The organism is Gordonia sp. (in: high G+C Gram-positive bacteria) (assembly GCF_012515855.1).
In the GTDB taxonomy this organism is placed as follows: domain Bacteria; phylum Actinomycetota; class Actinomycetes; order Mycobacteriales; family Mycobacteriaceae; genus Gordonia.
The window spans coordinates 1-13,371 of record NZ_JAAYXO010000151.1 but is presented as its reverse complement, the minus strand read 5'-3'; the positions used below and the strand labels follow the sequence as shown (position 1 = coordinate 13,371).

General features: G+C 68.2%; 9 protein-coding genes. 3 read left to right on the top strand and 6 right to left on the bottom strand.

Annotated elements, in window-relative coordinates:
- Nucleotides 1–3: 3 nt before the first annotated feature.
- Together GX543_RS11100 and GX543_RS11095 are read right to left on the bottom strand one after the other, a co-directional pair.
- Complete coding sequence (locus tag GX543_RS11100) at nucleotides 4–624, bottom strand: CoA pyrophosphatase (RefSeq protein WP_290851966.1); 621 nt, start codon at nucleotides 622–624, stop codon at nucleotides 4–6.
- A 3-nt stretch (nucleotides 625–627) separates the two neighbouring features.
- Nucleotides 628–2,307 carry a CdaR family transcriptional regulator gene (locus GX543_RS11095; protein WP_290851965.1) on the bottom strand — a complete coding sequence of 560 codons (1,680 nt, stop codon included), beginning with the start codon at nucleotides 2,305–2,307 and terminating at the stop codon, nucleotides 628–630.
- Between the two features lie 87 nt (nucleotides 2,308–2,394).
- Here GX543_RS11095 and GX543_RS11090 point away from each other — a divergent pair, with 87 nt between their 5' ends.
- Together GX543_RS11090 and putP are read left to right on the top strand one after the other, a co-directional pair.
- Nucleotides 2,395–5,946 carry a bifunctional proline dehydrogenase/L-glutamate gamma-semialdehyde dehydrogenase gene (locus tag GX543_RS11090; protein ID WP_290851964.1) on the top strand — a complete coding sequence of 1,184 codons (3,552 nt, stop codon included), beginning with the start codon at nucleotides 2,395–2,397 and terminating at the stop codon, nucleotides 5,944–5,946.
- Between the two features lie 186 nt (nucleotides 5,947–6,132).
- Nucleotides 6,133–7,683, top strand: coding sequence for a sodium/proline symporter PutP (gene putP / locus GX543_RS11085; protein ID WP_290851963.1), 1,551 nt, complete (start codon nucleotides 6,133–6,135; stop codon nucleotides 7,681–7,683).
- A 17-nt stretch (nucleotides 7,684–7,700) separates the two neighbouring features.
- Here the strand turns inward: putP and GX543_RS11080 are convergent, their stop codons facing one another.
- Nucleotides 7,701–8,927: a helix-turn-helix domain-containing protein gene (locus GX543_RS11080; protein ID WP_290851962.1), complete on the bottom strand. Its 1,227-nt coding sequence runs from the start codon at nucleotides 8,925–8,927 to the stop codon at nucleotides 7,701–7,703.
- A 121-nt stretch (nucleotides 8,928–9,048) separates the two neighbouring features.
- Here GX543_RS11080 and GX543_RS11075 point away from each other — a divergent pair, with 121 nt between their 5' ends.
- A complete protein-coding gene (locus GX543_RS11075; RefSeq protein ID WP_290851961.1) occupies nucleotides 9,049–10,554 on the top strand; it encodes an NAD(P)/FAD-dependent oxidoreductase in 1,506 nt (501 codons plus the stop codon).
- Between the two features lie 104 nt (nucleotides 10,555–10,658).
- Here GX543_RS11075 and GX543_RS11070 read toward each other — a convergent pair whose 3' ends face one another.
- The 3 genes from GX543_RS11070 to GX543_RS11060 are packed head-to-tail and all read right to left on the bottom strand — an operon-like array spanning nucleotide 10,659 to nucleotide 13,306.
- Nucleotides 10,659–11,915 (bottom strand): Ig-like domain repeat protein, encoded by a 1,257-nt coding sequence (locus tag GX543_RS11070; protein ID WP_290851960.1) that lies wholly within the window; start codon nucleotides 11,913–11,915, stop codon nucleotides 10,659–10,661.
- Between the two features lie 23 nt (nucleotides 11,916–11,938).
- Nucleotides 11,939–12,580: a hypothetical protein gene (locus GX543_RS11065; protein WP_290851959.1), complete on the bottom strand. Its 642-nt coding sequence runs from the start codon at nucleotides 12,578–12,580 to the stop codon at nucleotides 11,939–11,941.
- Nucleotides 12,581–12,610: 30 nt separating this feature from the next.
- Nucleotides 12,611–13,306 (bottom strand): hypothetical protein, encoded by a 696-nt coding sequence (locus GX543_RS11060; RefSeq protein ID WP_290851958.1) that lies wholly within the window; start codon nucleotides 13,304–13,306, stop codon nucleotides 12,611–12,613.
- Nucleotides 13,307–13,371 lie beyond the last annotated feature (65 nt).

The window sequence follows — 13,371 nt, the reverse complement described above, 5'->3', positions numbered from 1 at the left end:
GACTCAGCGCCAGGCGAAGACCGGCTGCTCCAGGTCGTGGACCCGGGTGTCACGCCCGGCGAGGACCACCTCAGCGAACTGGTAGATCACCGCGGCGGTCGGCGCGTGGACCACGGTGTCGGCGATGCTGAGGGCGACCAGGGTGCGCGGTGATTCCGGGATGGTGCTGAAGATGGGCGGCCGGCGCAGCTCATCGAAGGTGACGAAGAAGAGCTGGTGCACTTCGTCCGGGTTGGGCGCGACCGGCGGGTCGTCGTCCACCCAGCACACCACGGGCGTCATCAGGTAGCCGGACCGCGTCTCGTAGTCGTCGAGCAACCCGATCACCGTCTCGTCGCCGAGGTCGACGCCCACCTCTTCGTGGAGTTCCCGCAGGGCGGCCTGGGTGGTGGTCTCCCCGGGATCGAGTCGACCGCCGGGCAGCGCGAACTGGTAGGCGTGATTCCGCAGCGACGCCGGCCGTCGGGCGAGATAGATGCCGTGCGTGGCTCGACCGTCCGCGTCGGTGCGCTGCACCACCGTGATGGCGACCGCCGACCGACGCAACCGGCCCTCCGGATCGTCGATGACCCGCCGCGACCAGTTCCGAGCCCTCGCCGCCGCCGTCTCACGCGTGATGTCCATGCTTCATCTGTACCCGACGGACCGCCTTCGCCACACCGCCAGCCCGATCTCAGTGAGCAGCCGGTCGCCGGCGTCGTCGAAGCGCAGGCCCGAGAGGTGCTGGGCACGGTCGATCCGGTAGCGGAGGGTGTTGGCGTGCACCCCCATGGCGCGAGCGGCGTCGCGCACGTTGCCGTGCGCCTCCAGATAGGCGGCGACGCTGGCGACCAGACCTCCATCGTGCTCACCGTCGTAGTCGACCAGGATCGTCAGCCGCGGGTCCGCGAGGTCGTCGCGCGCAGCGAGCACGTCGAGGATCTCGCCGAGCAGGACCGCGGTCCGCGATTCCGCCAGCGTCGTCACTCGTGCGGCGTCGGCGCCGGACGCGGTCGCGGACAGGACCCGGTCCACTTCCGCGCGTCCCGCAGGCACGTCGTGGAGACCGGCCAGCGGCATCACGACCGCCGCGTGCAGCATCGCGCCGCCGAGCACCGGGTCGTCGTCGAATCTGGTGACCAGACCCCGCGTCCACCTGATGATGGCGGCGGAGCCGGTGGCCGGAAACAGGAGGTACGCGCGACCGTCGAGCACTGTGGTCAGTGCCGAGGCCACGAACGCGCTGGCGTGCAGCCGGAGCGAACCCCCGACCGCGGCCATCACCTCGTCGCGATGGCGTTCATCGCCACCGACCGCCGCGATGCCGACGACTGCGACCGGTTCATCGATCGGCCACCGCAGATAGGCCCCGGCCGTCGACGAGTCGATCCCGCCGTGCGCGCCGAACAGTCGCTGCACCAGCTGTCCCTCGGTGGACGGCGCCTGCATCTCGCGGGTCAGGATCCGCGCGGCGATGGCGGCGGCGCCACGCAAGACGTCGGAGGCGTCGTCGGCCAGGGGCCGCTCCCCCTCCTGCACCCAGATCGATCCGAGGTGACGTCCGGATCGCGAATGCACGCCGACCACCAGGCGGCGGCGCATGGCCTGCTCGGGGTGCTCGGGAACGTCGACCACCTCCATGCCCCGCCGGATCGCCGCGAACACGCCCCACTCCCGCAGCAGCTCCAGATACGCCGGCGGCCCCGCGCGCCCGAGAATGGTCTGCACACGGAGGTCGTCGGCCTCGCCCTTGGACGGCGAGTACGCCAACACCCGCGCGCTGGTCGCGTCCTCGATCGACACCAGGCCCCCGGTGCCGTGAGCGATCAACCCGACCAGCCCGACGAGGTCGACGTCGACCGCGTGCGCCAACGCCGACGCCCCGGCGTCGTCGCGCCCCCGGTCGAGACCGTCGTTGCGATCCAGCACGGCCTGGACCGTCATGAGGACGCGGTCCCACCGCGCCCGGCTGTCGACGACCACCACAGAGATCCCCACCGCTGACGCCGCGTCGACGAGATCCGCGGCATCGGTCTTGGTGAAGATCACGACCGGTCGGTGACCGATCCGGCCGGGATCGGCGAGCCGGGTCAGCCAGTCGGTCACGGTCCCTCCGTCAATGCCGACCAGCAGCACGGCATCGGTGAGCTGGTCGGCGCCACCGTCGGCCTGGGCGGCGAGGTCGTCGGCGTCGAACATCGAGACAGACCGGATTCGCACGGTGTCGTCAGGCACCAGTGGGACCCGCGCGACGGCGGTGTCGAGTGCGACGACCACCTCGCTCAACGCGACGGAAGGCTGGACCACCATGCCTGTCGAGTCTGCCACGCCACCTGGACGAACAACCAAGGATCGCGCTATCGCTTCGTAAGATCCCACAACGACTTCGCGGTCGGCCCGGCGTGTACTGGGAACATGACCACTGCGCACGCAATCAACCCGACCGCCGCGGTCGCCGAGCTCGATCAGCTCGCTCGCGCGGCGGAGACCCTGGTGACCCGCTGGCTTCGGGAGGCCGCAGCCGCCGAGACTCGGCCGCATGCCTCGGCGCAGCGCCTGGCGGCCATGCTCTCCGACCCCCGCGGCCTCGACTTCACCGTCGGATTCGTCGACCGGGTGATCGGCACCGAGGACACCCGGGCGGCCGCTGAGGCTCTTTCGGAGATCGCCGCCGACATCCCGGCCACGCTCGGCAGGCTCGACCGTGCGCAGATCGCCGCCGGCGGCGCCCTGGCGGAGAAGCTCCCGAACGTCGTCATCCCGACCGCTCGCGCCCGGATGCGCGCGATGGTCGGCCACATGATCGTCGACGCGCGCGACCGCCAGTTCAGCAAGGCCGTCGCCAAACTCCGCGAAAGCGGCCACCGCCTCAACATCAACCCGCTCGGCGAGGCGGTCCTCGGCGACGGCGAGGCCGACAACCACCTCGCCGACGCGCGGGCCCTGCTCCGCCGCGACGACGTCGACTACGTGTCGATCAAGGTCTCCTCGGTCGCGTCGCAGATCTCGATGTGGGCGTTCGACGAGACCGTCCAGTACGTGCTGGACCGGCTGACGCCGATGTACCTCGAAGCGGCCGCCGCACCTGCGGGCACCAAGTTCATCAACCTCGACATGGAGGAGTACCGCGACCTGGAACTGACCATCGAGGTCTTCACCCGACTGCTCAGCTTGCCCGAGCTGAAGCACTTCGAGGCGGGCATCGTCCTGCAGGCATATCTGCCCGACGCGCTCGGCGCCATGCAACGACTGGCAACGTTCGCCGAGCACCGGGTGGCCGACGGCGGCGCAGGCATCAAGGTGCGTCTGGTGAAGGGCGCCAACCTGGCCATGGAGACCGTGCACGCCGAGGTGGCGGGCTGGCCCAAGGTCACCTGCTCGTCGAAGACCGCCACCGATGCCAACTACAAACTGGTCCTGCACTGGCTGCTGGACCGCGAGAACATGCGCGGTCTGCGCGTCGGGGTGGCAGGCCACAATCTGTTCGACATCGCCTTCGCCCACCTGCTGTCGCAGAGTCGCGGTGTCAGCGACCGGGTGGAGTTCGAGATGCTGCAGGGCATGGCCACCGAGCAGGCGGAGGTGCTCAGCGCCGACGTCGGTCGTCTTCTGCTGTACGTCCCGACCGTGAAGCCCAAGGAGTTCGACGTCGCGATCTCTTACCTGGTCCGCCGTCTGGAGGAGAACGCCGCGTCGGAGAACTTCATGTCGGGCATCTTCGAGTTGGCTCCGGGCAGTGCGATGTACCGTCGCGAGGCCGGTCGTTTCCGCGACGCCGTGAACGAGTTGGCTCGGATCCTCACCGCCGACGGCCATGAGGCGCCGCGCCCCAATGATCACCAGAACCGAGCGCTCGAGGCGGACCGGACCGGATTCGACGCCTCGCTCCCCCTCCCCGCATTCACCAACGAGCCCGACACCAACGCGGCCCTGCCCGCCAACCAGGAGTGGGCGCGGGCCGCCATCGCCACCGCGACTCCGGAGTGGCTCGCCGAGCAGTCGGTGCCCGCCGGCCTCGCCGAAGCGGACGTCGACGAGCTCGTCGCCCGGGCGCGCGCCGGTGCGGCCGCCTGGAGCGCTCGCCCCGCGTCCGAGCGCGCCGCCATTCTGTACCGGACCGCCGACATCCTGGCGAGTCGCCGCGGCCACCTGGTGTCGATCGCCGCCGCGGAGGCGGGCAAGGCCGTCGCGCAGTCGGACCCGGAGATCTCCGAGGCCATCGACTTCGCCCGCTACTACGCTCACCGTGCCCTGGAACTGGACGACGTCAACGCCGAGTTCACGCCCGACCGCGTGGTGGTGGTGACCCCGCCGTGGAACTTCCCCATCGCCATCCCGGCGGGCGGGACGTTCGCCGCGCTGGCTGTCGGCGCCGCCGTGATCCACAAGCCCGCCAAGCCCACCCCGCGCTGCTCGATGGCCGTCCTGGAGGCCCTCTGGGAGGCAGGCGTCCCTCGCGACGTGTGCCAGGGCGTCTTCCCCGACGAGGGTCCGGCCGGGCGCGCGCTGATCAGTCACCCGGACGTCGATCGGGTCATCCTGACCGGCGCATCCGAGACCGCCGCGCTGTTCACCTCGTGGCGTCGAGAACTGCGCATCAACGCTGAGACCTCGGGCAAGAACTCACTCATCATCACCCCGTCTGCCGACCGCGACCTGGCGATCGCCGATCTCGTCCACAGCGCGTTCGGACACGCCGGCCAGAAGTGCTCGGCGGCCTCGCTCGGCATCCTGGTCGGGAGCACCTACGACTCCGATCGCTTCCGTCGCCAGTTGGTCGACGCGGCCTCGTCGGCGGTGGTCGACTGGCCGTCCAACCTGTCGGCGACCGTCGGCCCACTCACCGAGGACCCCGGCGACAAGCTCCGGCGCGCGCTCACCACGCTGGAGCCGGGCGAGCGGTGGCTGCTCAAGCCCGAGCAACTCGACGACACCGGCCGCCTGTGGTCGCCCGGCATCAAGGACGGCGTGGCGCCCGGTTCGTTCTTCCATCTCACCGAGTGCTTCGGCCCGGTGCTCGGCCTGATGCGCGCCGAGACCCTCGACGAGGCGATCGAACTGCAGAACGCCACGGAGTTCGGCCTCACCGCGGGTCTGCACTCGTTGGAGCCGCGCGAGGTCCGCAGGTGGCTCGACCGGGTCGAGGCGGGCAACGCCTACGTGAACCGCGGCATCACCGGCGCCATCGTGCGCCGCCAGCCCTTCGGCGGATGGAAGCGCTCGTCGGTGGGCCTCGGCTCCAAGGCCGGCGGACCCAACTACCTGATGCTGTTCGGCGAGTGGAACGACCGTCCGCACACCACCGGCGACGTCGCGGCCCCGACGATGCCCGCGGTCGCCGCCTTCGCCGACGCCGTGGACGATGTCGTCGACGCCGACGCCTCGGCGTGGCTGCGGCGGGCGCTCGCGGACGACGACCGCGCCTGGGCTTCGGAGTTCGGCGTCGCCCACGACGAGACCGGGCTGGCTTCGGAAGCGAACATCTTCCGCTACCGTCCAGCCGCCGTCGCGGTCCGCGTGACCGCAGACTCCTCACCGGTCCGCGTCGCTCGCCTGCTCGCCGCCGCGCACCGGTCGGGCAGCCGTGCCCTGGTGGTTCCCGAGCCCGGAATCTCCGCCGCGCTGGCAACGGTCCTGGACGCCGCGCGTCGGCTGAACGTGGACATCGGAGCTCCCGCGGACGACGCCGCGCTGGTGACCCGCCTCAGCACGCGCGACATCGCCCGTGTCCGGATGGCGAGCGCCGCGGGGGACGGACTGCGTGACCTGCTGGCACACCGTCCCGAGGTCGCACTGCTCGACGACGCCGTCACCGCGTCCGGTCGCGTGGAGTTGCGCTACTGGCTACTGGAGCAGGCAGTGTCGATGACACTGCATCGGTTCGGCAATCCAGACCGGGCCTTCGGCGAGCTCGTCGCCGACCTCATGCAGGCGGAGCATGCGACACCGCGGCCGCCGCAGGCCTGACGTCACGTACGATCCCACGAAGTGGGGGTGCACATCTTGTGCACCCCCACATACGTTCGGTGGCTGATCCTCGGGAAGAATCATCGTCAGCTCGAGACCTGTGTCACATTGAATCGCACGCCCGGCCAATCGCACTCGGCCTGGCGGCAGGTTCTCCGGCCCGAAACCACCCGAGGAGATGAAGAGATGACCGTCCCTTCCGAGGAGAAAGTCGTCGCCCTGGTCGCGGTTGGGCTGTACTTCGCAGCGATGCTCGGCATCGGCTGGTACGCCTACCGCCAGACCCGCGACAACCTCGACGACTACATGCTCGCCGGACGCGGGCTGAAACCGTGGGTCGCCGCCCTGAGCGCCGGCGCGTCGGACATGTCCGGCTGGCTGTTGATGGGCCTCCCCGGAGCCATGTACCTGGCAGGCCTGTCCGCGTCCTGGATCATGATCGGCCTCCTGATCGGCGCCTGGACCAACTGGAAGATCGTCGCGCCGCGCCTGCGCGCCTACACGGAGGTGGCGGGCGACTCCATCACCATCCCCAGCTTCCTGGAATCGCGCCTGCACGACACCTCACGCATGCTCCGGATCATCTGCGGCGTCATCATTCTGGTGTTCTTCACCTTCTACGTCTCCAGCGGCATGGTGGCGTCCGGCAAGTTCTTCGACAGCTCGTTCGGCGTCGACTACACCAGCGGCATGCTGATCGTCGCCGTGGTCACCATGATCTACACGCTGTTCGGCGGCTTCCTCGGCGCCTCACTGACCGACGTCGCCCAGGGCCTGCTCGTGGTGGTCGCCCTCGTGGCGGTGCCGATCATCGGCATCATCGACCTCGGTGGCATCGGCGCCACCATCGACGGGGTCACCGCAGTGAACTCCGACTACCTGAGCTTCTTCTCGGGCAGCACCGTCATCGGCATCATCTCCGCACTCGCGTGGGGCCTGGGATACTTCGGCCAGCCGCACGTCATCGTCCGATTCATGGCATTGCGCACCCCCTCCGAGGCAGGCATCGCCCGCCGGATCGGCATCGGCTGGATGTTCCTGTGCGCACTCGGCGCCGTCGGCACGGCACTGGTGGGCATCGCCTACTTCGCCAAGCACATCGAGCAGGCGCCGAAGGACGAGGAGACCATCTTCCTCGTGCTGTCGCAGCTCCTGTTCCACCCGTTCATCGGGGGTCTGGTGCTGGCCGCCGTTCTCGCCGCGATCATGTCGACCATCTCCTCGCAGCTGGTGGTCTGCTCGTCGGCCCTCGTCGAGGACCTCTACAAGCTGGTGGCCGCCAAAACCGGCAGCGGACGCGAACTGTCGGACAAGGCCTACGTGCGACTCGGCAGGCTCGGCGTCCTCGCGATCGCGGTGATCGCAGCGCTGCTGGCCCTCTCGCCGTCCAGCAGCATCCTCGAGCTGGTCGCCTTCGCCTGGGCCGGCTTCGGCTCCGCGTTCGGCCCGGCGATCATCCTGTGCCTGTACTGGCGGCGGGCCAACACCGCGGGCGTGCTCTCCGGCATCGTGGTCGGCGCCGTCGTCGCCTACGTCTGGGGCCAGTCGTGGCTCAGCGAAGACCTCTACGAGATCGTGCCCGGCTTCGTCGCCAGCTTCGTGGTCACCGTGATCGTGAGCGCGCTGACCTACCGCCCCGACCCGCAGATCGACGAGGAGTTCACCCGCGCGGTGGAGCTGAGTCGGTCGAAGGCGCCGTACGTGGCGCCGAAGGGCGACACGCTGACCGACGCGTAGCGCGGCCAGGATCCGCGTCACTCTCGCCAGCGAAGCAGTTCCAACGCTGCCGCGACCGCAGCGGTATTCGCCTCCAGCGGTCGCGGCAGCAGTTGTTGCGCCCGCGCCACGTGTCGGACCACGGTGTTGCGGTGCGTGTACAGGCGCGCCGCCGCCGCTGCCGCATTGCAGCCGGTCGAGAACCAGGTCCGCATCGACTCGTGCAGACCCGCGTCCGCGTCGGCGAGATCGCCCAGGGTGTGGGCGACGAAGTCGTCGAGACGGGTCAGGTCGTCTGCCATCGCCGCGACGAGGGCTAGGTCGTCGTAGGCGGCGAAGCGAGCCGTCGACCCGAGCCGAGTGAGCAGCTGCCGCCCATCGAGCGCTTGAAAGTGGCTGCGCCGGAATCCCTCTCCCCCGTCGCCCACCGATCCGGCCACCACCTGGATTCTCGGATGCGCGGTGAGGGCCGGCTCCACCACGAGGTCGTCGATCGGCAGCCAGACCCACAGTTGCGAGGCGCCGCCGACAACGGTGAGCCGTCGCGACGCCCCAGAATCCGCCATGATCACCTCACAGGCCGCCTCGAGATCGTCGAGTCCGACACCGCCCTCGGCTGAGACCACCAGCGCCCGCTGGCGGCCTTCGATCGAATAGCGCAATTGGGACTCGGCACGGGCGGGGGCGATCGGCGCCCCCTCGAGGAGCAACGCCACCGCCGCGCGCCGCTGTGCATGGTTGTCACCTGCCAACTCGGCGCGCGCGACGTCGATCTGCCGGGTCAGCTCACCGACGGTGTCGTCGATGAAGGTCGCAATCGAGCGCGACGTGACCTCCAGCAACTCCCTGAGCAGGTTCATATCGTCAGTGAGCTGAAAGCACAGTTGCATCCAGATCTGCCATGCGGCGTTCTGGCCGGCGCGAAAGGAGTCGAGCGCACCCGAGTCGAATCCGCGCCGCACCAGGTCGCGAATGAAGCTCGCCGTCTCCTCGTTCATGTTGACGCTCACGCGCACACCGGGGTGCGTCAGATTGCTCTGCGCCCAGTGGTTCAAGTTGCCCTCGTTGATCTGAAAGGTCATCGCGAGGGTGTCACTGTCGACGCTGTCGACGATCCCCCGCTCCATGCCCGCCGGACGCGCCACGGCGCGATTCATCTCCGCGACCCATTCCGGCGGTGCGTTCAGCACCAGCCCCACTCCGGTTCGAATCAGCTCGGCGACGGCATCGCTCGGTGGCGGCAGCGGCTCACTCCCAGATCTCATGTGGTCGATTATGCACCCATAGGTAGGCGATCTTGGTTTCTTTTACACTTGCAAACAATCGATGGTTACAACGACTATTGGTAGCGAAGAACAAAGCCCACCGGATGAACGGAAGATCTCCATGACCCCCGACCCCACCGGCACCGCGTCAGCCCTCAGCGATCAGCCGCTCGACGTCGCCATCCTCGGCGCAGGCATCTCCGGCATCGGCGCCGCTCACTACCTGACCGTCGAGCATCCCGGCAAGACGTTCGCGATCCTGGAGTCTCGCGACACCATCGGCGGCACCTGGGACCTGTTCCGCTACCCCGGCATTCGCTCGGACTCCGACCTGCACACCTTCGGCTACGAGTTCAAGCCGTGGCTCGACCCGCAGGCCATCGCCGACGCCCCCCGCATCGTCGAGTACCTGCGCGAGGCGGTCGCCGACGACCGACTCGAATCACGCATCGTGTTCAACCGGCGTGCCGTCTCCGCCGACTGGTCCGATGCCGAACAGTTGTGGACCCTGACCGTCCGGCACAACGACACCGGCGAGACCTCGCTGGTCAAGGCGCGCTGGGTGTTCGCAGGCACCGGTTACTACAACTACGAGGAGGGCTTCACGCCCGAGTTCGCCGGCCGGGATCGGTTCACCGGCCAGATCATCCACCCGCAGCACTGGCCCGAGGACCTCGACTACAAGAACAAGAAGGTCGTGGTCATCGGTTCGGGTGCCACCGCGGTGACGTTGGTGCCTTCGATGGCCGACGACGCCGCGCACGTGACGATGCTCCAGCGGACGCCCACCTACGTGATCCCGCTGCCGCGCGAGGACGCCATCGCCAACGCGATGAAGAAGACACTGGGCGCCAAACGCGGCTTCCAGCTGAGCCGCAACAAGAACATCCTTCAGCAGAAGATCGTTTACGCGCTGTGCCAGCGCTTCCCCCGGGCCGCCCGCAAGGTGATCCGCCAGTCCAACGCCGCGCTGCTGCCGCGCGACTTCGACATCGACACCCACTTCAATCCGCCGTACAACCCGTGGGATCAGCGACTGTGCGTGGTCCCCGACGGCGACCTCTTCAAGGCACTCAAGCGCGGCACCGCATCCATCGTCACCGGCCGCATCAAGACCTTCGTCGAAGGCGGGATCGAACTCGAGGACGGCACCGTGCTGGAGGCGGACATCATCGTCACCGCCACCGGCCTCAACCTGCAGATGTTCGGCGGCATGGAGTTGAGCCGCAACGGCGAGGCGATCAACCTCGCCGACACCATCGCCTACCGCGGCGCGATGCTCTCGGGCATCCCGAACTGGGCGCTGGCCATCGGCTACACCAACTCGTCGTGGACCCTCAAGATCGGCCTGCTGTGCGAGTACCTGTGCCGGGTCCTGACCCACATGGATGAGGGCGGCTACACCTCCGTCGAGCCGGTGGCCGATCCCGGCATGGAGACGCGACCGCTGCTCGACTTCGGCGCCGGCTATGTGCAGCGTGCCCTCGACACACTGCCCAAGCAGGGCACGGTCTCACCGTGGACCATGACGATGGCCGTCTCCGCCGACGTGAAGCAGCTCCGCAAGGGGCAGGTGGACGATCGATTCCTGTCGTACCGAAAGGCGCCGGTCACGATCGACGCCTAGTCATCCGCGGTTCGGCGACGAACACACCTGAGAACATTGCGAAGGAGCCCCGGACCGTACTGGTCCGGGGCTCCTGTCATCACGCTGCGATGGTGACCGGTCGATCAGCTGCCGAAGGCGTTGCCCAAGCTGCCGAATCCACCAAGGCTGCCACCGTTGTCACCGCCGTCGTTGCCGTTGTCACCGCCATCACCGGGATCGCCGCCGTCACCGGGGCCACCGTCACCCGGGCCACCGTCTGCCGGGCTGACCGTTACGTTCTTGGTCGTCGACTTGGTACCGACCACGGCCTTCAGCGCGACGGCGCCGTCGTTCGCCGGGGTCCATCGGCACTCGGCCTTGCCGTTCCCGTCCAGCTTGAGCGAACCGCAGATCGGGCTGCCGTTCGCAGACAACGAGACTGCGCTGCCTTCGCCTGCGTCGCTGCTCACGGTGACGGTCACCGACTCGTTGACCTTCGGTGCGCCGTTGAGCGCGATCGTCGGCGCACCCGGCTCCGGATCAGGATCCTTGGGAGCGATGCTGCCGCTGATCGACGATGACGAACCAGCCAGGGATGAAGTGCCCGAGTAGACCGCCTTGAGCGGATACGCTCCACCGTTGCGCGGAGTCCAGGAGACCTTCGCCTTGCCGTTCGCAACATCGGCGGTCCCGATCGAGACATCGTGGTTAAAGAACTCGACACTGCCGTCGGCGACTGCAGATTCGCTGCTGATCGTGGCAGTCACGGTCGACGGATCGCCGACCTTGGGAGCCGGGCTGACTGACACAGCGGTCGTCGTCGCGGTCTTCGGGGCGGGCGCATTCACGGTGATCGCCGGACCACGGTCCTGGCTGTTGCTTGCTCCGATGGCGCTGCTGTAGTGCGTGGTGGTCATCAGCGGTACACCGGTCGCACAGTTCGCCCCGACGACGAAGCTGATGGCGAAGGTCCGACTGTCTCCCCAGCCTGCGCCGAGCCCCGGTGTCTGCCACGCCCCGGTGTAGGGAGCCGACATGCTCACATCGCCCCGCTGACCGGCAGGTGCAGAATTGACCACGACCCCCGAGATCGGATTTCCCTGGTACTTGGCGCTATTCGGAATGTACTTCATACATCCGTCGGCGATCTGCTTGAAGGCCTTGACGTTCTCGATGGACCACTTACGCTGGAATTCGGTCGAGATGGTGATCGTATCGCCGATATTGGGGGTGCCGTCGCTGACGGTGCTCCTGAGCTGGGTGTCGCCATTGGCGCCGGGAGACCAGTCCGCAGTGATCGGAGCTGCTTCCGCCGGGCCCGACGTGATCGCCGCGAGCGACGCCGCCAGCATGCCCGCACCGATCACCGCCGCGGTGCGGTGGGTGTACTTAGAAATCATGGATTCTCCTGTGTTCTGGTCGATCAGCCGAAGAGACTGCCGAGGCTGCCGGTGTCGAGGGAGCCGGAGCCGCCGCTGCCGCCGCCGTCACCGCCGCCTCCCGGAGTGGACGACTTCACGACGGTGATGGTCGGACCGGCATCGGGGAACTTGTTCTTGTCCTCGAGCGCGTTCGACGACTTCCACGCCACGCCACCGGTGTGGAGATCGCCCACCTCGCAGTTCACGACGTAATCCTGCGTCCAGATGAGGGGGTCCGCGCCCCAGAGCAGGGGCGGGTCAAGCTTCGTCCAGCCCGCGCCCGAAGTGAACTCGTTCTTGTAACCGGGGCTGCCGACGATGTTGTTGTAGGTCTTGCCCGAGACCGTCCAGACCGATGTCTGCGGGACTGCCTCAAAGCAGGTCGGATGAGTGTCCGTAACTTCGCTCAGCGTCCACCCGACTTTCCGATCGAACCGGTTGGTCACGGTGATCGTGTCGCCGACGCGGACCTTTCCGTCGACGATCGCGTCAGCGGAGACCGACCGCTGGAACTTCATGGAGTTGCTCTCCCCGGTCGCCGGGCCGACGGTCTCCGCGCCAGCGACTCCGGCGAACGCGCCGGCGAGGGTGAAAACTGCTGCGCCGGCCGCGACCACCGCAGCCGAGCGTCGAAATGTCGACATGCGACACCTTTCTCGAAATCAGTGGGAGGGTCAGCCGAAGAGGTTGCCGAGGCTGCCGGTATCGAGCGAGCCGGAGGCGCCACCGTTGTCGGGCGTGCCCCCGTCGCCATCGCCGTCGCCGTCACCGGGGTTGGTGCCGCCGTCGCCCGGGTCGGTCGGCGGGACGGCCACGGTGATCTCCGGACCGCGGCTCGGGTCGTTGTAGATTCCGCTCCCGAGGTGTCCGCCATAGTGCATGGTGGTCGGCATCGCCTTGCCGGTGGCGCAGCCCCGGGTCACGTAGAAGTCCATCGAGATTGTGCGCGCGGTGCCCCACGACCCACCGACCCCCCAGACCTGCCACGCGCTGCCTCCGGTGGATTCCACGCGGACGAAGGCCTGTTGGCCCGCCGGCGCGGCTTCAATCTGAACGCGGGACGGCGAAACCGGGCGGCCTTCCCACTTGCCGCTGCCATCCACATACTCGAGGCAACCGTCGATCAGCGCCTTGTAGTTGTAGATGTCCTCAAAGGTCAGCTTTCGTTGAAAGGCGGTCGCGAGCGTGATGGTGTCGCCCACCGCGGGAGTGGCGTCACTGACCGTCATCGTGAACTTGCTGCTGTTGTGCGTCCATTCGGTCGACGCGGGCGCAGCGCCCGCTTCCCCCTCGACGCCGGCGACCGTCAGCGCTGCCGCTGCGGCACCGAGGGCGGCGACGATCCTGGTGGTGATTCTGAACGTGGTCAAGGGAGATCTCCTAGAAGTGAGCGATCGTTGGCGTGGACTGGACTACGGCTCAACTGACGCTGCCG